Here is an 18,648-nt window from a genome sequence, read left to right as displayed (position 1 = left end):
GGGTGCGGCCCGGTGACAGGCCAGCGGGCGGGGACCGGCATGAAGATCGTGATCGTGGGGGCGGGACAGGCGGCGGCGTCCCTGGCGGCGCGGCTGCGCGCCAAGGGCCACGGGGGCGAGATCGTGCTGATCGGCGCGGAACCCGTTGCGCCGTATCAGCGCCCGCCTTTGTCCAAGGCCTATCTGCTGGGGCAGATGGGCCTGGACCGCCTGGTGCTGCGGGGAACGGACTGGTGGGCCGACCAGCGCATCATCCTGCGGCTTGGGGAAACGGCGCAGGCCATCGACCCGGTCCGCCGCGTGGTCATCACCGACAAGGGGCAGGTCGCCTATGACGCCCTGGCCCTGACCCTGGGTGCCCATGCCCGCCGCCTGCCCGCCGCTATGGGGGGCGATCTGCCGGGCGTGCATGTGATCCGCGCCCTGGCCGATGTGGATAGGCTTGCCCCGCAGATGCAGCCCGGCCGCCGCCTGATCGTGATCGGCGGCGGCTATATCGGGCTTGAGGCCGCGGCGGTTGCCCGCAAGCTGGACCTGACGGTGACGGTGATCGAGGCCGCGCCGCGCATCCTGGGCCGGGTGGCCGCAGTCGAAACGGCGGACATGATCCGCGCCCTGCACCGCGCGCATGGGGTGGAAATCCTGGAAAGCACCGGCATATCCCACATCACCGGCACCGACCGCGCGACCGGCGTGGCCCTGAACGATGGGCGAGAGCTTCCTGCCGACCTGATCGTCACCGGCATCGGCGTGCTGCCGGAAACCGCCCTGGCGCAAACCGCCGGGCTGACCCTGGACAACGGCATCGCCACCGACGCCTTGGGCCGGACCTCGGACCCGGCGATCTGGGCTGCGGGGGACTGCGCCAGCTTTCCTTGGGCCGACGGGCGCCTGCGCCTGGAAAGCGTGGGCAACGCCATCGACATGGCCGAGGCGGTCGCCGACAACATCCTGGGGGCGGACAAGCCCTATCGCCCGAAGCCCTGGTTCTGGTCGGACCAGTTCGACGCCAAGTTGCAGATCGCGGGCCTGGGGACCGGCCATGACCGGATCGTGACGCGCCCGGGCGACAGCCAGCATGGCGGGTCCGTCTGGTATTTCCGCAACAGCCGCCTGATCGCCGTGGATGCGCTGAACGACGCTCGCGCCTTTATGATCGGCAAGCGCCTGATCGAGGCGGGCCGCAGCCCCGACCCCCAAGCCATCGCCACCACCGCTGATCTCAAGGCGCTGCTTTGATGGTTCTTCTTCACGCAAATATCCTCTGGGGGTCTGGGGGGCGAAGCGCCCCCAGCCACCGCGGGACGCCAGCATGAGGATCGTCGGCGGCACCCTGCGCGGGTTGAAGCTGGCCGAGGTCGGCGCGGGCGACGCGGCCGCCCACCTGCGCCCCACCACTGACCGGGTCCGAGAGGCGATCTTCAACCTGCTGGTCAACGGCACCCACGGCAACCCCCTGCCCGGCGCGCGGGTGCTGGACCTGTTCGCGGGCACCGGCGCCCTGGGGATCGAGGCGCTGTCGCGCGGCGCGGGCCACGCGACCTTCGTCGATGACGGCGCCAAGGCGCAGGCGCTGATCCGCAGCAACATCGCCAAGGCGCGGGCAGGGGACAGGACTGCGCTGCTGCGCCAGGATGCGGTGCGGCTGGCGGCCAACCGCGTTGCGCCGTTCGATCTGGTGTTCCTCGACCCGCCCTATGCGCTTGGCCTGGGCGAACGGGCCATCGCGGCGGCCCTGCAAGGCGGCTGGATCGCCCCCGGCGCGGTCGTGGTGTGGGAGGAAAGCCGCCCGCCGCTGGTTCCCGCGCCCCTGGTTCCCCTCGACCAGCGGCGCTATGGCGACACGCTGGTGACGCTGGCGCGCCTGCCCGAGGCGTAGCGCGGATGTGATCCCGCAGCCGCTTTTCCTCGCCGCCGGATTGCGCCAGCCTGATCCGGCAGACGCAAAGGAGAAACCGATGACCGCATCCATCCGCCGGGGCCTTGGCCTTTCCCCGATCCTGTTCGCCCTGGCCTTCGGGGCCTCTGCCCAAGAGGATCATGCAGGCCACGGCACGCCCAGCGATGCCGCCTCGGCCTATCAGGCGGCGATGGAAAAGATGCACGCCGACATGCCGATGGAGTCCACCGGCGATGCGGATGTGGATTTCGTGCGCGGCATGATCCCCCATCACCAGGGCGCCATCGACATGGCCAAGGTTGCGCTGGAGCACGGCGACGACCCCGAGATCCGCAAGCTGGCCGAGGAGGTCATCGCGGCGCAGGAAGCCGAGATCACGATGATGCGCGACTGGCTGAAGGCCCATGGGCAGGCGGAATAGGGATCGCTTCGCATAAGGCGACGGCCGCATTGCCGTCTGTCTGGCGAAGGCCATCGCCTTTGCCACGCGATGCCCTTTCGATTGGAACCGCCGGGCCTCAAAGGCCTGGCCAGCGCCCGCCTTCCCGGGGCTTTGCCCGTTCGTCGCTGAAAAAGGTCCACTGGACCTTTTTCCGGGCGCTCCTCACCCCCAGGCGGGCGCTTCACGCCCACCGGGTCGGGCGCTGGCCTCTCGTGGTCGCGGGGCTGCACCGTCTCTGATTGCGCCGTCACACGAAGGGCGGGGAAATGCTCGTCGCATTTCCTGATCCCGCCCTGCAAACGATCAAGACCCGCTCGAACCGATCCCCCTCACACCGGCTCCGCCAGCACCCGTGCCGCCGCATCCAGCCCGCCCGGCCCGTGCGCAATCCCAAGCGCCGTCATGCCCGCCTGCATCGCCCCAAGCGCCGCCAGGATCATGGCCGCGTTGGCATGGCCCATATGCGCCACCCGCAGCGCGTGTTCCGGCTGTTCGGCCCCCAGGCCAACCCCCAGGGTCACGCCGCAATGCGCCACCGTCCAGGCCCGCAGCGCATCCGCCCCCGGCAGCGCCATCGCCGTGACCGAGGACGCGCGCGCCATCGGATCGGCGACCGACAGGCGGATCCCCGTATCGCCCTCGCCCCAGGCATCCGCCGCCGCCCAGACGGCACGCGCCAGGGCCGCGTGACGCGCCCAGACGGCGAACAGGCCTTCCTCGTCCAGGATCATGCGCAGCGCCTCGTCCAGCGCGAAGATCTGCTGGACCGGCGGCGTGCCGCCCCAGAAGCGCCACAAGACCTCGGCCCCCGAACGGACGTGCCAGTCCCAATAGGGCGTGGTCAGTTGCGTGCGCCCGCGCGCGGCGGCCTTGTCCGAAAACCAGACGAAGCAGGTGCCGGGCGGGCACATCATGCCCTTCTGGCTGGCCGCGACCAGCACATCGACGCCCCAGTCGTCCATCATCATCGGCGCGCAGCCCAGGGACGCGATGGCGTCCACCACCAGCAGTGCCGGGTGATCGCCCATGGCGTCCCGCAGCGCCGGGATGTCGGCCATGATCCCCGTCGCCGTGTCGATCTGGCAGACCATCACCGCCTTGATCGCGCCGGCCTTGTCCTCGGCCAACCTTCGGGCCAGCATGTCGGGATCGGCGGGCAGGTTGCCGAAGTCCAGCAACTCGACGGCGACGCCCATCTGTTCCATCTGCTGCGCCCAGGACCGCCCGAAATGGCCCGAGGTCAGGGCCAGCGCCCGGTCGCCCCTGTTGAAGATGTTGGCGCCCGCGGCCTCCCATGCGGCATGGCCGTTGCCGATATAGGGCGCCAGATGCGCCTGCGTGCCCGCCAGCCGCTTCAGTTGCGCCATCACGGTCCCGTTCAGATCCGCCAGATCCTCGCCATAGATGTCGGGCGAGGCGCGGTGGGCTGCGGCAAGCACCCGGTCCGGCACGGGCGAGGGTCCGGGAATGGCGATGACGGGGCGACCTGCGGCAAGGCTCATGGCGTGTTCTTATCCTTCACATCCTGCAAGGATCGCTAGTGCCCGCGCAGGACAAGGTCAACGGTCCCCCGCCTTGCCGTTGCCGGTCGCGTCAGGCTAAGGCTTTGGCAAGCGCGACCACACGAAAGACGCAGCCGCCCGTGACAGACAGCACCCATCCCTCGGCCTCGACCCTGCTGCGCCGGTTCTGGACGGATTACCTGCGCATCCATCGCGGTCCCATGGCCGGGGCCTTCCTGCTGATGACGGCCGAGGGTTCGACGCTGGCGCTGATCTCGTGGATGCTGAAGCCGCTGTTCGACCGCGTCTTCGTGGGAAAAGAGGCCGGCGCGATCTGGTGGGTCGGCGGCGCGATCATGGCGATCTTCCTGTTGCGCGCGGTCACGCTGGTGGCCAGCCGCTCGCTTTTGTCGCGCATCTCGCTGGGCATCTCGACCGCGATGCAGCGCGACCTCTTGGCCCATATCATGACGCTGGACGGGCGGTTCTTCCAGGCAAACCCCCCCGGCGCGATGATCGAGCGGATCCAGGGCGACACCATCGCCGTGCAGGGGGTCTGGGCCAACCTGATCACCAGCGCCACGCGGGACGCGATTTCGCTGGTGATGCTGTTCGCGGTGGCGGTCAGCATCGACCCGCAATGGACGGTGGCCGCGCTGATCGGCGCGCCGGTCCTGATCCTGCCCGCCGCCTTCGTGCAACGTTATATCCGCCGCAAGGTGCGCCAGAACCGCGCCAACGCCAGCGCCCGCGCCACCCGCCTGGACGAGGTGATGCACGGCATCGCCTCGATCAAGCTGAACCGGGCCGAGGAGGGCCAGACCCGCCGCTTCGCCGACATCGTGGCCCGCATCCGCCAGTCCGAGGTCAAGGTCGCCGCCATGGGCAGCCTTGTCCCCGCGCTGACCGACATCGTGACCGGCGTCGGCTTCGTCGCCGTTCTGGCGCTTGGCGGGCGCGAGGTGATGGAAGGCACGCGCAGCATCGGCGACTTCATGTCCTTCTTCACGGCGCTCGCGCTGGCCTTCCAGCCGATGCGGCGGCTTGGCGGGCTGGCGGGCACCTGGCAGACGGCGGCGGCCAGCCTGGAGCGGATCTATCAGGTGATCGACACCAAGCCGGGCATCGTTTCCGGCCCGCGCATCCAGCCCCCCGGAAGCACGGACATCCGGCTGGAGGACGTGTGGCTGTCCTATGACGGCAAGCCGGTCCTGCAGGGGCTGACCTTTTCCGCCGAGGCGGGCCGGACCACCGCCCTGGTGGGACCGTCGGGGGCGGGCAAGTCCACGGTCTTCAACCTGCTGACGCGCCTGGTCGATCCCGACCGGGGCCGCGTCACGCTGGGGGGCGTGCCCGTGCAGGACTTCGACCTGGGGGTGCTGCGCGACCAGTTTTCCACCGTGGCGCAGGATTCGGCTCTGTTCGACGAAACCCTGCGCGACAACATCCTGATGGGGCGGCCCGGCGCGGACGAGGCCGCCTTGCAGCGCGCGATGGAGGCGGCCCATGTCAGCGACTTCGTGGCGTCCATGCCACGCGGCCTCGACAGCGCGGCCGGTCCGCGCGGATCGGCCCTGTCGGGCGGCCAGCGCCAGCGCATCGGCATCGCCCGCGCGGTGCTGCGCGACGCGCCCGTCCTGCTGCTGGACGAGGCGACGAGCGCATTGGACACCGCCAGCGAGCGGCTGGTCCAGGCGGCGCTGGAAACGCTGTCGCAGGGGCGCACCACGCTGGTGATCGCGCACCGCCTGTCCACCATCCGCAACGCCGACAAGATCGTGGTGATCGAAGGGGGCCGGGTTGTCGAGGAAGGCAGCCATGCACAACTGATGGCACGGAACGGCGCCTATGCCCGCCTTGTCGCCCTGCAATTCGGAGAAAGCCCATGACCCGCCAGATCATCCGCATCACCGGAGAGGATCGCGTGACGTTCCTGCAGGGCCTGGTCAGCAACGACGTGACGCGCGCGCCCTGCTGGGCGGCGCTGCTGACGCCGCAGGGCAAATACCTGGCCGATTTCCTGATCGTGCCGGACGGCGATGCGCTGCTGCTGGATGTGGACGCGCGGCTGGCGGGCGATCTGGTCCGCCGCCTGACGATGTACAAGCTGCGGTCGCATGTGGCAATCGAAGCCGTGGACATGACCGTCGCCCGCGGCACCGGCCCCGCGCCGGACGGGGCGGTGGCCGATCCCCGGCACCCGGCGCTCGGCTGGCGGCTTTATGGCGGGGCGGGCGATGACGACACCGATTTCGACGCGATCCGGGTGCAGAACGTCATCCCCGAAACCCTGGTCGAGCTGATCCCGAACGAGACCTTCATCCTGGAAGCCGGGTTCGAGCGCCTGCATGGCGTCGATTTCCGCAAGGGCTGCTATGTGGGCCAGGAGGTGACGGCGCGCATGAAGCACAAGACCGAGCTGCGCAAGGGCCTGACCCGGCTGCGGATCGAGGGCGAGGCCCCGGTGGGCACGCCGATCATGGCGGATGGAAAAGAGGTGGGGACGCTGTTCACCCAATCGGGCGGCCATGCCCTGGCGCATGTGCGGTTCGACCGCATCGGCCCGGACATGCAGGCGGGCGCGGCGCGGTTGTCGTCGGACTAGCCCAGCTTGCGGATCGGATCGCCCAGGGCGACCTCTCCGTCCTGCTCGACCGAACACAGGATGCCGCGCAGGCGCAGGTCCGGGTGGCCGGGCGCGGTGATCCAGTCCTTGGCGGGTTGGCCATAGCGGACCTTCCATTTCACGCAGCCGTCGTTGAACACGTCCGACACGCGCAGCACCGCCGTTCCCGCCTGCAGCAGCGTGCCCACGGGCAGGTTCGCGTGGCTGGTGTCCAGGTCGCAGACGATGGTGTCGCCGGGATGGGGCGTGTTCTCGCGGTCCAGCCAGACGGCGTCCATCACCCGGCGCGGCAGGATCGAGACCTGGATCCGCGGGTCGGGCGCGCCATCGGCCAGCCTCAGCCAGGGCGCGACGGTCCAGCGTTCGCCCGGGATGCCCCGGTCGCGGGTCAGGGCCAGGCGGTCGGGAAAGGTCCGCTGGTTGAAGCCGGGGCGGAAGCACAGCCATTCCACCGGCGCGTTGTCCCGGGGCGCGGCCAGGACATGGGGCAGGGCGCGGGCCAGATCGGCGGGCGTGGCTTGGGATGGCATGGGGAAACCCGGGTTCGGACAGGAAAACGCCCCGGACGAAACCGGGGCGCAGACGGCGGGGTCAGGCCCGTTCGCTGTATTCGAACATCTCGGTGTTCACGATGATCTTCTCGCCCTCGCCGACGAAGGGCGGGATCATGATGCGCACGCCGTTGTCCAGGATCGCGGGCTTGTAGCTGTTGGCGGCGGTCTGGCCCTTCACCACGGGTTCGGTTTCCGACACGGTGCAGGTGACCTTCTGCGGGATCGAGACCGACAGCGCCTCCTCGCCGTAGTATTCGATGGTGGCGGTCATGCCGTCCTGCAGGAAGGGGCGGCGGTCGCCCAGAAGGTCCGAGTCAAGCTCGGTCTGCTCGAACGTCTCGCTGTCCATGAAGACCAGCTTGCCGTCGGATTCGTACAGGAACTGCTGGTCCTTCTGTTCCAGGCGGACCTGTTCGACCTTGTCCTCGCTGCGGAAGCGTTCGTTCAGCTTGCGGCCGTCGCGCAGGTTCTTCAGTTCGACCTGGGCGAAGGCGCCGCCCTTGCCGGGCTTGACATGGCTGACCTTCACGGCGGCCCACAGGCCTCCGTCATGCTCCAGCACGTTGCCGGGGCGGATTTCGTTGCCGTTGATCTTGGGCATGGGGAAACCTTTTGGGGTTCTTCGGGTTCTGGGAATAACTGCTGTTCGTCGTTGAACGGCGCTGTGGCGCCCCTATATCGAGGCCTTGTGTCCGAGGCAACCAAAAGGCTTTTGCCGTGTTGTCAAGGCGCAGGCCGGCGCCGGGCGACATGAAAAGCAAGGTGTAATTGAAGATTTCACCTGTTTTTTACACGACATGCGCAAGCTGCATGGGTGATATGCAGTCTGGGGAATAACGAATCGGCGGGCATCTGGGCTAAGCAGCAGGACCGTCAAAGAAACGGAAACGATAACGATGGGTTGGCATGATGCCGCCCACACGGCTGCCTTGACCTTGCGGCCCAAGAAGATGGACGAATGGTATGCGCGATTTTGTCGATGGATCGGCTTTCAATTTCGAACAGGGCCAGCGTGCCCGCAAGCTTTTTGCCGCCGTGGTCCTGGCCGCGCTGGACGATGCGATTGCAGATGACAAGAAATACGGCAACGGCCCCGAACAGATCGCCCGCTGGGCACGGTCGCGCGACGGGCGCGAGGTGCTGTCCTGTGCGGGCATCGACCCGAACGAACGCGTGGTCAAGGGATTGATGGAATTCGTGTCCAAGGGCGTGCGCACCTCGGTCGCGCTGTCGCGCGAGGAAAGCGAACGCCGCATGGCCGCCGAGGCCGAGGAAGCCGAAGCCGCCTGATCGCGGCTGTCCCGTTATTCGGAAAGCCGCCCGTCCGGGCGGCTTTTTCATGGACCTACAGCTTCGAGATGATCCGTTCGGCATAGAAGCGGTCCACGTCCTCGGCCCGGCACAGATCGGTCGCGGGCGTCATCACGGCAGCGGACGCCGCAGCCGCGCCAAGGGCCAGCGCCTCGGGGACCGGCCAGTCCCGCGCCATGGCCAGCACGAAGCCCGCGACGAAGCTGTCGCCCGCGCCGACCGCGCTGACCACCTTGACGCGCGCTGCCGCCGCGTGCCAGGCCCCGTCCGGTCCGGCGATCACCGACCCGTCGGCCCCGCGCGCCACGATCACCGACCGCGCCGCCCCGTCCTTGACCAGCCCCGCCGCGAAGCCCGCGCTGTCTTCCCGCGTGGGCAGGGCGCGGCCCGCCAGATCCTCGGCCTCGTGGCTGTCCATGCGCAGCACGTCCACGGGGGTCGAGGACCCGGCCAGCACCCGCAGCGCCTCGCCCGAGGTATCGACCAGCAGTTTCGCGCCGCTGTTCTTCAGCCGCACGGTCAGCATCTGCTCGAACCCCGCGGGCACGCCGGGCGGGTTCGACCCCGACACGACCACCCAGCCACCCGACGGCGCGCCTTCGGCAATGGCTTGGGTCATGTCGGCCACATGGGCCTTGTGCCATTCGGGACCGGGCAGGACGAAGCGGTATTGCCCGCCGGTGGACCGGTCGGTCACGGCCAGCGATTGCCGCGTCTCGCCCGGCGCGGTCAGGCGGACCAGCGACAGCCCGTCGGATTTCAGCATCTCGGCAATGCGCATCCCCGTGGCCCCGCCAAGCGCCACCATGGCGGTGGATTGCCCGCCCATGTGCTTGATCGCGCGGCTAACATTGATGCCGCCGCCGCCGGGATCGGCCACCGGCTTGTCGCAGCGCAGCTTCAGTTCCGGGCGCACCTCGTCCGCCGCCGTGGACAGATCCAGGGCCGGGTTCAGCGTCACCGTCAGGATGGGGGCCTGCGCACTCATTCCCACCACCGGTCGATGCTGGCGATGTCGTCGTCGGACCAGCCGAAGTGATGCGCCATCTCGTGCGTGACGACATGGGTGACCAGTTCCGCCAGGGTCACGTTGCCGCGCGCGGCCCATTCGTCCAGCAGCGGGCGGCGGTACAGCCAGATGATGTCGGGCTGGCCCAGCTGGTCGGACACCGACTTTTCGGTCAGCGGCACGCCGTCATAGATGCCGGTCAGCTCGAACGGATCGTCGATCTGCAGCTCGTCCAGCACGTCCTCGGGGGCGAATTCTGCCACGTGGATCGTGATGTCCCGGGCGTGGGTCGCGAATTCCGGGGGCAGGGCGGCCATGGCGTCGCGCGCCATCGCCTCGATCCGGGCCGCGTCGGGGGCGGTCAGGGTGGTCCAGTCGGTCATCCGCTTCTCCTGCATGTCCGCCCTGATATGGACAAGAATCGCCCCGTGTGAAAGAGCAAGGGCAACCAGAGGAAGACGTGCCATGACCACCACCCGCTTCGCCCCCTCGCCCACCGGGCATATCCATGTCGGCAACCTGCGGACCGCGCTGTTCAACTATCTGATCGCGCGAAAGGCCGGCGGCACCTTCATCCTGCGGCTGGACGACACCGACCAGGAACGGTCGAAAGAGGAATACGCCGACGGCATCAAGCGCGACCTGGACTGGCTGGGCCTGCACTGGGACCGCGTGGAACGCCAGTCGCTGCGCCTTGACCGTTATGCCGAGGCCGCCGACCAGCTGCGCGGGGCAGGGCGGCTCTACGAGGTGTTCGAGACGCCGACCGAGCTGGACCTGAAGCGTAAGAAGCAGCTGAACATGGGCAAACCGCCGGTCTATGACCGCGCCGGGCTGAACCTGTCGGAGGCCGACCGCAACCGCCTGCGGGCCGAGGGGCGCGAGGGGTATTGGCGCTTTCGCCTGGACCAGGAGCGGATCGAGTGGACCGACGGCATCCTGGGCGACATCTCCATCGACGCGGCCTCGGTCAGCGACCCCGTGCTGATCCGCCATGACGGGCAGGTGCTGTACACCTTTGCCTCCTCGGTCGATGACACCGACATGGCCGTCACGCATATCGTGCGCGGCGCGGATCACGTGACGAACACCGCCACGCAAATCCAGATCATCCGCGCCTTGGGCGGCACGCCGCCGTCCTTTGCCCATCACAGCCTGCTGACCGGCGCGCAGGGCGAGGAACTGTCCAAGCGGATCGGCGCCCTGTCCATCCGCGACCTGCGCGAGGCGGGCGTCGCGCCCGAGGCGCTGCTGTCGATGATGGCGCGCCTTGGCTCCAGCCAGCCGGTCGAGCTGAAGATGACGCTGGACGAGTTGGCCCTTGGGTTCGACCTGTCGCAATTCGGCGCCTCGCCCACGAAATTCGACGCCGCCGATCTGTGGCCGCTGACGCGCGAACGGAACCAGGCGCTGCCTTTTGACGCCGTGCAGGGCCGCATCGCGGCGCTTGGCGTGCCGGACGCTTTGGCCGAACGGTTCTGGGCCGTGGCCTCGCAGAACATCACGACGCTGGACGATCTGGCCCAATGGTGGACGATCTTTTCCCAAGGCGCCGAGCCGCAGATCGACCCCGAGGACGCCGATTTCATCGCCCAGGCCATGCCCCTGCTGCCGCCCCCTCCCTATACGGACGCGACCTGGGGCGAATGGACGGCAGCGGTCAAGGACGCCACTGGCCGCAAGGGCAAGGGCCTGTTCATGCCCCTGCGCAAGGCCGTCACCGGCCAGGCCCACGGCCCGGACATGTCCCAGGTGATGCCGCTGCTGCAGGTCGTCAAGGCGCGCGGCTGACCCTTGCGCAGGCAGGGCGTCCGGGTCTTTCCTGCGGCGTCCCCGTTCCGCGCAGGAGAGACGCGATGACCGACAACAACAACAGCGCCGCCGCAGCCCGGCAATGGCTGGGCCAAGAGCTTGACACGCTGGGCCTGTCCGAACGCCGCGTGATCGACCGCCTGACCGGCCGGCAGGCGATCAGCCGCGACACCAATGCCGCGTTCGACCAGACCGGGGGCCTTGGCGGCCGCATGGCGGATCGGGTGGCGGCCTTTGGCGGCTCCTGGCCGTTCATCGGGGCCTTTCTGGCGTTTCTGACGGCGTGGTGCATCCTGAACCTGGTGCTGGGCCGGGGGGCCTTCGATCATTATCCGTTCATTTTCCTCAATCTCGTGCTGTCGATGCTGGCCGCGATCCAGGCGCCCATCATCATGATGAGCCAGAACCGGCAGGGCGAAAAGGACCGGCTGGCGGCCGCCCACGACTATGAGGTGAACCTCAAGGCCGAGCTGGAGATCATGGCCCTGCACGAAAAGCTGGACCGGATGCGCAACGACCAGCTGCGCCAGGTCATGGCCCAGCAGCAGATGCAGCTTGACCTTCTGGCCGAGGCATTGCGGCGGCTGGAAACGCGCGGCTGAACCTGCGGCACAATGCGAAAAACCGTCACGAAACCGCTTGACGCCCCCCGCGCCAGCCCGTAAATCGCCCCCACCTGTGGCGGAGTAGCTCAGCTGGTTAGAGCAGCGGAATCATAATCCGCGTGTCGGGGGTTCAAATCCCTCCTCCGCTACCATTTTCCCCGAATTTTCCAGGATCGGCGCAAGAATGCCGAATGCTGCCATGGGGCAGAGAGCAGGTGTGATTTCCCTCAAGCCCCTGCCGGCAAAGGGACATTTTGATCCATCTTCTTGTTGAACGTTGCAGGACGCTGTTTATACGGGCCTTTCCGTATGCACAGGACCATAAGCGATGAACCTTGTTAGATTTCTGTCCTTTCTTTTGCCCGTCGCCATCTGCGCCAGCCCGATCCTGGCTCAGGATGTCGGGGCAATGGCGGGTGATGCGCCTGCATTTCAGAACACCTTTTACATCGGTGGCGGGAAGGCCCGCACCGATGATGCGTTCGACAATGACGATACTCCTTTTTCACTGGGGTTCATGCACCAGCTGGCTGGGCGGAAGCTGATTCTCGGAGGTGATCTCGGCCAGGAAGGAACAATGCTGGATTCCACCTGGGGCCAGGATCAGGCGGTCGAGCAAGCAACGTCCTACAACCTTCTGGCCGGTGCGAATGTGGTGGACAATGGTCGCTTCCGCACGGATGTTGCCCTTCTTCTTGGCGTGCGAGAAGATACCAAGGACTGCCCGCGTTCCTATCTTGGATTCCAGTGCTACGCCGACAGCGACCCTGAAACCGATTACAAGGGAAACTTCGGGGCCGTGCTGACCGTCTCGTTCGACCGCCTGACACTTGGCGTCCGCGCGACGGGCGAAAGCACGCAGGTTCTGGCAGGCCTGCGGTTCTGACTTTCTTGCACGTGATCGGAAAACGCGGCCCCTTCGTGCCGCGTTCCTTCAATCGTCCACGACGCTGAGGATCTGCGGCAGGGCAGGGCAGGGCAGCAGCTGGTTGCGCGCCACGTCGGCCAGCGAATGGTTGTGCAGGAACACGTAGACATGCGCCGACAGGCTTTCCCACAGCCGGTTCGACAGCGTTTGCGCCCGCGATCCCGACACCCCGCCCGAGGCCCCCGCGCCGACATGCATGGCGCTGACGGTTTCGTCCACGGCCTCCAGGATTTCGGCGATGCGGATCGTCTCGGGGGCGCGCGCCAGGCGATAGCCGCCGCCGGGGCCGCGGACCGAGGCGACCAGCCCGGCGCGGCGCAGGCGGACGAACAGCTGTTCCAGATAGGGCAGCGAGATGTCCTGGCGGCCCGAAATCTCGGCCAGAGAGGTCAGGTCCTCGCCCTTGGCGGTGGCCAGATCGACAAGGGCGATGATGGCATAGCGCCCCTTGGTGGACAGTTTCATCGGTTGGCTCCCCTGTTGCCGTCGGGTCGGATTGACGACGCGCGCACTGCCGCGCTATGCCCGCCCAGGTTCGTTTCTTGCGCAATCCCCGCGGGCATCCCAGATAGCGGTCTAGAAGCACCGCGCAGATGCGTCAAGAAACCCGTAGCTTCGCGAAGGAAGACGATGCCAGAACTGATTTTCCCCGGCCCCGAAGGGCGGCTCGAGGGCCGCTATCACCCCCAGCCGGGCAAGCCCGACGCCCCCCTTGCGATCGTCCTGCATCCGCACCCGCAATATGGCGGGACGATGAACAACCGCGTCGTCTATAACCTGCATTACGCCTTTCACAAGATGGGCTTCACCGTGATGCGGTTCAACTTCCGCGGCGTGGGGCGCAGCCAGGGCGAATTCGACCAGGGCATCGGCGAATTGTCGGACGCGGCATCCGCGCTGGATTACCTGCAGGCGATGAACCCCAACAGCAAGCATTGCTGGGTGGCGGGCTTCAGCTTCGGCGCCTGGATCGGGATGCAGCTGCTGATGCGCCGCCCGGAAATCACCGGCTTCATCAGCGTGGCGCCCCCCGCGAACATGTACGACTTCAGCTTCCTGGCGCCCTGTCCGTCGTCCGGCCTGATCGTGAACGGCACGGCCGACCGGGTCGCGCCGCCCAAGGACACGAATACCCTGGTCAGCAAGCTGCGCGAACAGAAGGGCATCACCATCACCCACAAGGAGATCGAGGGCGCCGACCACTTCTTCCGCGACGACGAACTGCACATGAAGCCGATGATCGAGCTGGTCCAAAGCTATGTGCGTCAGCGCCTGACCGAAACCACGCGCTAGGGCGGGATGCCGGACCGCATCGCGCGCCATTTCGCCTTTCTGGCCGAGGCCGACCGGCTGAAATCGGTCAGCCGGGCGAACGTGCTGCTGGATCTGTCCCGGCCGGAAAACAGCGCCGAACACAGCTGGCACGTCGCCCTGCAGGCGATGGTGTTCGGCGCGTCCGCCCGGGCGATCCGGATGCTGCTGGTCCATGACCTGGTGGAAATCGACACGGGCGACCAGCCGATCCACCTGGCCCATGATGCGGCGGACCTGGCCCGGGCCGAGGCGCAGGCCGCCGCCCGCATCTTCGGCCTGTCGCCCGATGGGAACGGCCTGATGGCCCTGTGGCAGGAGTTCGAGGCCGGCGCATCGCCTGATGCCGTCATGGCAAAGCGGATGGACCACAGCCAGCCGCTGTTCCAGGTGCTGCTGGCCCCGCAGCCGCGGGCGGACCACATCGCCATCGTCCGGGACAACATGACCGGCGGACGGGCGGCGCGCCTGGACGCCGAATGGCCCGAGGCGATGGACTGGGCGCGCGCCGTGCTGGCAGGCACGGTCCCGCCCGCCGGCGACCTTGCCCGCCGCCTGCGGTTCCTGGCCGTAGCCGATGCGCTGAAGTCGGTGATCCGCGCCAACCTGCTGATCGACGGATCGCGGCGCGAGAACAGCGCCGAGCATAGCTGGCACCTGGCGCTCTATGCCTTGGTCCTTGCCGATCTGGCGGGGCCGGGCGTGGATCCCGACCGCGTCATCCGCATGGTGCTGATCCATGACCTGGTCGAGATCGACGTGGGCGATGTCCCGCTGCATTCCGCAGCCGGTCAGGCCCATGGCTCACCCGAGGTCCAGGCGGCCGAGGCTGCGGCCGCCCGGCGCATCTTCGGGCTGCTGCCCGAGGCGCAGGCAACCGAATTCCTGTCGTTGTGGCAGGAGTTCGAGGCTGCCGCCACCCCGGATGCCGTCTTTGCCAAGGCCCTGGACCGCTGCCAGCCCGTGATCCAGAACCTGCGGTCGGGCGGGATCGGCTGGGTCGACTATGGCGTCACCTTTGCCGATATCGAGACCCGCGTCGGCCGCAAGATCGCCTTGGGCGCGCCAGCACTGTGGCACTGGTTGCGCCGCGAGGTTCAGGCCTTCTTCGCGTGATCAGCTTGCCAGGGGCTTGCCGTTCGCCGCGTGCCGTGCCGCCATTTGCCGGGCCTTCCTGCCCGCGACGAAAGGCCGTGCGCCGGGAAACTCCTCGACCGAGTCGCGCAGATGCGGGAACAGGGTGAAGATTTCCTCGGCCGCATCGCCAAGCGCCAGAAGAGCCTGCGAGCCGGGATAAAGCGATTCGGTTTCCGCCCCGTTCGACACGACGACCTCGTGCGCGGCGAACATCAGGTGGACATAGGTGACGCCATCGGCATCGGCCAGGATGTCGATCCCCTCGACCTCGGTCAGGTGCTTGGCGGCGACCAGCAGTTCCTGGGCATCGAACATCCGCGCGGCGATGGCCGACCGGACCAGAACGCGATGCTGCTGCGAGACCAGCAAGTCCCGGGCGGGCGTGTTGGGACCAAGCGCCCCCGCGGCGATGCGCACCGGGGCCAGGGCAGGGTTCGCCGCGATCTCGGCGGCGGTGACATGGCGGCGGCCCGCCCAGCGGACGGGCTGCAACCCGTTGTCGCGGGTCACGACCAGGTCGCCGATCCGCAGATCCTCGACCAGGCGTTCCCCGGTGGAGGTGGCGATCAGCGTGCCGCTGGCAAAGCAGACGATCGGCAGGTCGTGGATCGTCGGCTTGAACGAGATGGTGGCGACATACGTGTTGCAGTCGAGCGGGTCGGCCGACAGGATCTTGACCCCGCGCAACTCGTCGATGTCGTCCCAGGCCTGCAGGCAGTCCTTGGACGGGCGGAAGAAGATGTCGCCGTTCTTCATCTGGATCAGCACGCCGTTCTGTTCCGTGGTGCTGCCATCCGGGAAGGTCAGCTCATAGCGCACCGACAGAAAGCCGGTGATCGTGGTCTTGACCGTCGTGCCCGTGTGCGGCGAGACATAGGTCATCTGCGAATCCGGGACATCACGGCCATGATCGCCGGTGTTGTAGGTGGTCGCGAAGGCCTGGGTGCGATGGCCATCCACGGTGATCGTGCGCGTGTCCCCGCAGACCGACACCGCCTTCATCTGCGTGGTGCCGACGGCAGTGTATCCTGCAAGCCTGTCCGCTTCGGCATCGGTGGAGGGAGTTTCAATGGTTTTGTTGATCGAGGCTTGATTGCCAAACCACATCCAATCGACCGTAGTCGTCATTTCAGCACCAGAATAATCGTTACATCACTACTTCCTGCATAGCCGAGGCATGATCGGAATGCACGTGGCACTTTTGTACAGTTTTTATAAAAACGGCACCTGTTGCCAGCAGAACCCAGTCCCTGCGCGATTGCATACCTCTGCATACAATCTTTCCTTCCCGGCCTTTCCCGGCTATAGCGGCACACGAACATCACCGCCGAAAGGGACTGCCCATGTCGAAGATCAAGGTCGATAACCCCGTCGTCGAACTCGACGGCGACGAGATGACCCGGATCATCTGGGACTTCATCAAGCAAAAGCTGATCCTGCCCTACCTGGACGTGGATCTGAAGTATTACGACCTGGGCATCGAGGAGCGCGACCGCACCGAGGATCAGGTCACCATCGACGCGGCCAATGCCATCAAGCGATACGGCGTGGGCGTCAAATGCGCGACCATCACCCCCGACGAGCAGCGGGTCGAGGAATTCGGCCTGAAGAAGATGTGGAAGTCGCCCAACGGCACCATCCGCAACATCCTGGGCGGCGTGATCTTCCGCGAGCCGATCATCTGCCAGAACGTCCCGCGCCTGGTGCCGCACTGGACCAAGCCCGTGATCGTCGGCCGCCACGCCTTCGGCGACCAGTACAAGGCCACCGATTTCCGCTTCCCGGGCAAGGGCCGCCTGACCATCAAGTTCGTGGGCGATGACGGCGAGACGATCGAGCACGAGGTGTTCCAGGCCCCGTCGTCCGGCGTGGCGATGGCCATGTACAACCTGGACGAGTCGATCCGCGATTTTGCCCGCGCCTCCATGAACTATGGCCTGCAGCGCGGCTATCCGGTGTACCTGTCCACCAAGAACACCATCCTGAAAGCCTATGACGGCCGCTTCAAGGACGTGTTCCAGGAGGTGTTCGACACGGAATTCGCCGACCAGTTCAAGAAGGCCGGGATCACCTATGAACACCGGCTGATCGACGACATGGTAGCCTCGAACCTGAAATGGTCGGGCGGCTATGTCTGGGCCTGCAAGAACTATGACGGCGACGTGCAGTCCGACACCGTGGCCCAAGGGTTCGGCTCGCTGGGCCTGATGACCTCCGTCCTGATGACGCCCGACGGCAAGACGGTCGAGGCCGAGGCGGCCCACGGCACCGTCACCCGCCATTACCGCGAACACCAGAAGGGCAACCAGACCTCGACCAACTCGATCGCGTCGATCTTTGCCTGGACGGGCGGGCTGAAGCACCGCGCCAAGTTGGACGACAACCAGGCGCTGCTGAACTTCGCGCAGACGCTGGAAAAGGTGACGGTCCAGGCGGTCGAGGACGGCCACATGACCAAGGACCTGGCGCTGCTGGTGGGACCGGACCAGAAATGGCTGACCACCATGGGCTATCTGGAAAAGGTGGACGAATACCTGAACAAGGCGCTGAACTGATCCAGGGAAAGCGGGCCGGGCCTTCGCCCGGCCCTTTTCTTGCCTCCGGCGGGGATATTTGGGCCAAGGCAAAAGCCGCTTTGCCTTGGTCCAAGTATTCCGCGGGGGAGTCCCCCGTCAGGGGGGCGGGGGCGCGAAGCCCCCTCTTTCAACAGGGGCCGCTTTGCGCTATGGCCTGCCTGTCCCGCGACATGGAGCCTGCGCCGATGAAAGCCGCCGTCATCACCTTTCCCGGATCGAACTGCGACCGCGACCTGGCCGTGGCGCTGGAACAGGCCGGCGCGCAGGTCACGCGCGTCTGGCACAAGGACGATGCCCTGCCGGACGGCACCGACCTGGTGGGCGTGCCGGGCGGCTTTTCCTTTGGCGACTACCTGCGCTGCGGCGCGATTGCCGCGCAGTCGCCCATCGCCGGCGCCCTGCGCCGCCACGCGGAACGGGGCGGCCATGTGCTGGGCGTCTGCAACGGCTTCCAGGTGCTGACGGAACTGGGCCTGCTGCCCGGCGCCTTGATGCGCAACACCGGGCTGACCTTCCTGTGCAAGCCCGCCGTCCTGAATGTCGTCACCGCCGACAGCGACTTCACCGCCGGCTACGCCAAGGGCCAGCGGATCACCATTCCGGTCGCCCATCACGACGGCAACTACCAGATCACGCCCCAGGGGCTGGCGCAGTTGCAGGACGGGGACCGCATCGCCTTCACCTATGCCCCGGGCCTCAACGGCTCGGTGGGCGACATCGCGGGCGTGCTGTCGGAAAACCGCCGGGTGCTGGGCATGATGCCGCATCCCGAACGCGCGGCCGATCCGGCCCTTGGCGGCACCGATGGGGCGGCGCTGTTCCGCTCGCTCGTAAGCGGCGTTGTCAACGCCTGACTTGAGCGTCGGCGCTTCTGGGCCTAGAGTGCGGCAGTTGTGCCACAGGACCGGGCTTCATAAGTGATCGAGGACAAGGAC

The 18,648-nt window shown here is 67.2% G+C and carries 20 protein-coding genes and 1 tRNA gene; 14 read left to right on the top strand and 7 right to left on the bottom strand.

What is annotated here, in order from left to right; genetic code table 11:
* Nucleotides 1–39 precede the first annotated feature (39 nt).
* The 3 genes from GIY56_RS11710 to copM all read left to right on the top strand — a co-directional run bounded on the left by GIY56_RS11710 (nucleotide 40) and on the right by copM (nucleotide 2,321).
* A complete protein-coding gene (locus GIY56_RS11710) occupies nucleotides 40–1,239 on the top strand; it encodes an NAD(P)/FAD-dependent oxidoreductase (protein WP_154765030.1) in 1,200 nt (399 codons plus the stop codon).
* A 73-nt stretch (nucleotides 1,240–1,312) separates the two neighbouring features.
* Nucleotides 1,313–1,879 carry a 16S rRNA (guanine(966)-N(2))-methyltransferase RsmD gene (gene rsmD, locus GIY56_RS11705; protein WP_154765029.1) on the top strand — a complete coding sequence of 189 codons (567 nt, stop codon included), beginning with the start codon at nucleotides 1,313–1,315 and terminating at the stop codon, nucleotides 1,877–1,879.
* Nucleotides 1,880–1,958: 79 nt separating this feature from the next.
* Nucleotides 1,959–2,321, top strand: a complete 363-nt coding sequence (copM, locus tag GIY56_RS11700; RefSeq protein WP_154765028.1) for a CopM family metallochaperone — start codon at nucleotides 1,959–1,961, stop codon at nucleotides 2,319–2,321.
* A 350-nt stretch (nucleotides 2,322–2,671) separates the two neighbouring features.
* On the opposite strand, the gene GIY56_RS11695 is transcribed toward copM, so the two are convergent.
* Nucleotides 2,672–3,844, bottom strand: a complete 1,173-nt coding sequence (locus GIY56_RS11695) for a pyridoxal-phosphate-dependent aminotransferase family protein (RefSeq protein WP_154765027.1) — start codon at nucleotides 3,842–3,844, stop codon at nucleotides 2,672–2,674.
* 221 nt (nucleotides 3,845–4,065) lie between these two features.
* Here GIY56_RS11695 and GIY56_RS11690 point away from each other — a divergent pair, with 221 nt between their 5' ends.
* The gene (locus tag GIY56_RS11690) at nucleotides 4,066–5,733 is read left to right on the top strand and encodes an ABC transporter ATP-binding protein (protein ID WP_154765088.1); all 1,668 of its coding nucleotides are present in this window, start codon (nucleotides 4,066–4,068) and stop codon (nucleotides 5,731–5,733) included.
* Nucleotides 5,730–6,449, top strand: a complete 720-nt coding sequence (gene ygfZ / locus GIY56_RS11685) for a CAF17-like 4Fe-4S cluster assembly/insertion protein YgfZ (protein WP_154765026.1) — start codon at nucleotides 5,730–5,732, stop codon at nucleotides 6,447–6,449. The genes GIY56_RS11690 and ygfZ overlap by 4 nt, the downstream gene beginning before the upstream one ends.
* On the opposite strand, the gene GIY56_RS11680 is transcribed toward ygfZ, so the two are convergent.
* Complete coding sequence (locus GIY56_RS11680; protein ID WP_154765025.1) at nucleotides 6,446–7,000, bottom strand: MOSC domain-containing protein; 555 nt, start codon at nucleotides 6,998–7,000, stop codon at nucleotides 6,446–6,448. The two genes, ygfZ and GIY56_RS11680, sit on opposite strands and share 4 nt — an antisense overlap.
* A gap of 61 nt (nucleotides 7,001–7,061) precedes the next feature.
* Nucleotides 7,062–7,625, bottom strand: a complete 564-nt coding sequence (efp, locus tag GIY56_RS11675; protein ID WP_154765024.1) for an elongation factor P — start codon at nucleotides 7,623–7,625, stop codon at nucleotides 7,062–7,064.
* Nucleotides 7,626–7,987: 362 nt separating this feature from the next.
* Between efp and GIY56_RS11670 the strand changes: the two genes are divergently transcribed.
* Nucleotides 7,988–8,314 (top strand): DUF6280 family protein, encoded by a 327-nt coding sequence (locus GIY56_RS11670; protein WP_042251710.1) that lies wholly within the window; start codon nucleotides 7,988–7,990, stop codon nucleotides 8,312–8,314.
* A gap of 55 nt (nucleotides 8,315–8,369) precedes the next feature.
* Here the strand turns inward: GIY56_RS11670 and GIY56_RS11665 are convergent, their stop codons facing one another.
* Both GIY56_RS11665 and GIY56_RS11660 read right to left on the bottom strand, forming a co-directional pair.
* Entirely contained in the window at nucleotides 8,370–9,323 is a 954-nt protein-coding gene (locus GIY56_RS11665) for a 1-phosphofructokinase family hexose kinase (protein ID WP_154765023.1), read from the bottom strand.
* On the bottom strand, nucleotides 9,320–9,727 hold the full coding sequence (locus GIY56_RS11660; RefSeq protein WP_154765022.1) for a metallopeptidase family protein: 408 nt from the start codon (nucleotides 9,725–9,727) through the stop codon (nucleotides 9,320–9,322). Before GIY56_RS11660 ends, GIY56_RS11665 begins: the two co-directional genes overlap by 4 nt.
* An 82-nt stretch (nucleotides 9,728–9,809) precedes the next feature.
* Here GIY56_RS11660 and gltX point away from each other — a divergent pair, with 82 nt between their 5' ends.
* The 4 genes from gltX (at nucleotide 9,810) to GIY56_RS11640 (ending at nucleotide 12,647) form a co-directional block, all read left to right on the top strand.
* The gene (gltX, locus tag GIY56_RS11655; protein WP_154765021.1) at nucleotides 9,810–11,135 is read left to right on the top strand and encodes a glutamate--tRNA ligase; all 1,326 of its coding nucleotides are present in this window, start codon (nucleotides 9,810–9,812) and stop codon (nucleotides 11,133–11,135) included.
* 65 nt (nucleotides 11,136–11,200) lie between these two features.
* A complete protein-coding gene (locus GIY56_RS11650) occupies nucleotides 11,201–11,758 on the top strand; it encodes a DUF1003 domain-containing protein (RefSeq protein WP_154765020.1) in 558 nt (185 codons plus the stop codon).
* Between the two features lie 78 nt (nucleotides 11,759–11,836).
* Nucleotides 11,837–11,913 (top strand) — tRNA-Met (locus tag GIY56_RS11645).
* 176 nt (nucleotides 11,914–12,089) lie between these two features.
* Nucleotides 12,090–12,647: a hypothetical protein gene (locus GIY56_RS11640; protein WP_154765019.1), complete on the top strand. Its 558-nt coding sequence runs from the start codon at nucleotides 12,090–12,092 to the stop codon at nucleotides 12,645–12,647.
* Between the two features lie 48 nt (nucleotides 12,648–12,695).
* Here GIY56_RS11640 and iscR read toward each other — a convergent pair whose 3' ends face one another.
* The gene (gene iscR, locus GIY56_RS11635) at nucleotides 12,696–13,154 is read right to left on the bottom strand and encodes a Fe-S cluster assembly transcriptional regulator IscR (RefSeq protein WP_154765018.1); all 459 of its coding nucleotides are present in this window, start codon (nucleotides 13,152–13,154) and stop codon (nucleotides 12,696–12,698) included.
* A 165-nt stretch (nucleotides 13,155–13,319) separates the two neighbouring features.
* Between iscR and GIY56_RS11630 the strand changes: the two genes are divergently transcribed.
* Together GIY56_RS11630 and GIY56_RS11625 are read left to right on the top strand one after the other, a co-directional pair.
* Complete coding sequence (locus GIY56_RS11630) at nucleotides 13,320–13,982, top strand: alpha/beta hydrolase (RefSeq protein WP_154765017.1); 663 nt, start codon at nucleotides 13,320–13,322, stop codon at nucleotides 13,980–13,982.
* Nucleotides 13,983–13,988: 6 nt separating this feature from the next.
* Nucleotides 13,989–15,116 carry an HD domain-containing protein gene (locus GIY56_RS11625; protein WP_154765016.1) on the top strand — a complete coding sequence of 376 codons (1,128 nt, stop codon included), beginning with the start codon at nucleotides 13,989–13,991 and terminating at the stop codon, nucleotides 15,114–15,116.
* Here GIY56_RS11625 and GIY56_RS11620 read toward each other — a convergent pair whose 3' ends face one another.
* The gene (locus GIY56_RS11620) at nucleotides 15,117–16,139 is read right to left on the bottom strand and encodes a Hint domain-containing protein (protein WP_230312455.1); all 1,023 of its coding nucleotides are present in this window, start codon (nucleotides 16,137–16,139) and stop codon (nucleotides 15,117–15,119) included.
* Nucleotides 16,140–16,480: 341 nt separating this feature from the next.
* On the opposite strand from GIY56_RS11620, the gene GIY56_RS11615 reads away from it, so the two are divergent.
* Both GIY56_RS11615 and purQ read left to right on the top strand, forming a co-directional pair.
* Entirely contained in the window at nucleotides 16,481–17,692 is a 1,212-nt protein-coding gene (locus GIY56_RS11615) for an NADP-dependent isocitrate dehydrogenase (protein ID WP_154765014.1), read from the top strand.
* A gap of 206 nt (nucleotides 17,693–17,898) precedes the next feature.
* A complete protein-coding gene (gene purQ, locus GIY56_RS11610) occupies nucleotides 17,899–18,567 on the top strand; it encodes a phosphoribosylformylglycinamidine synthase subunit PurQ (protein ID WP_154765087.1) in 669 nt (222 codons plus the stop codon).
* The last annotated feature ends 81 nt before the right edge of the window (nucleotides 18,568–18,648 follow it).

It is taken from the genome of Paracoccus lichenicola, from assembly GCF_009708075.1.
Taxonomy (GTDB): Bacteria; Pseudomonadota; Alphaproteobacteria; order Rhodobacterales; family Rhodobacteraceae; genus Paracoccus; species Paracoccus lichenicola.
Note: the sequence above shows the minus strand (reverse complement) of the source record. Positions and strands in the feature narration are given on the sequence as shown.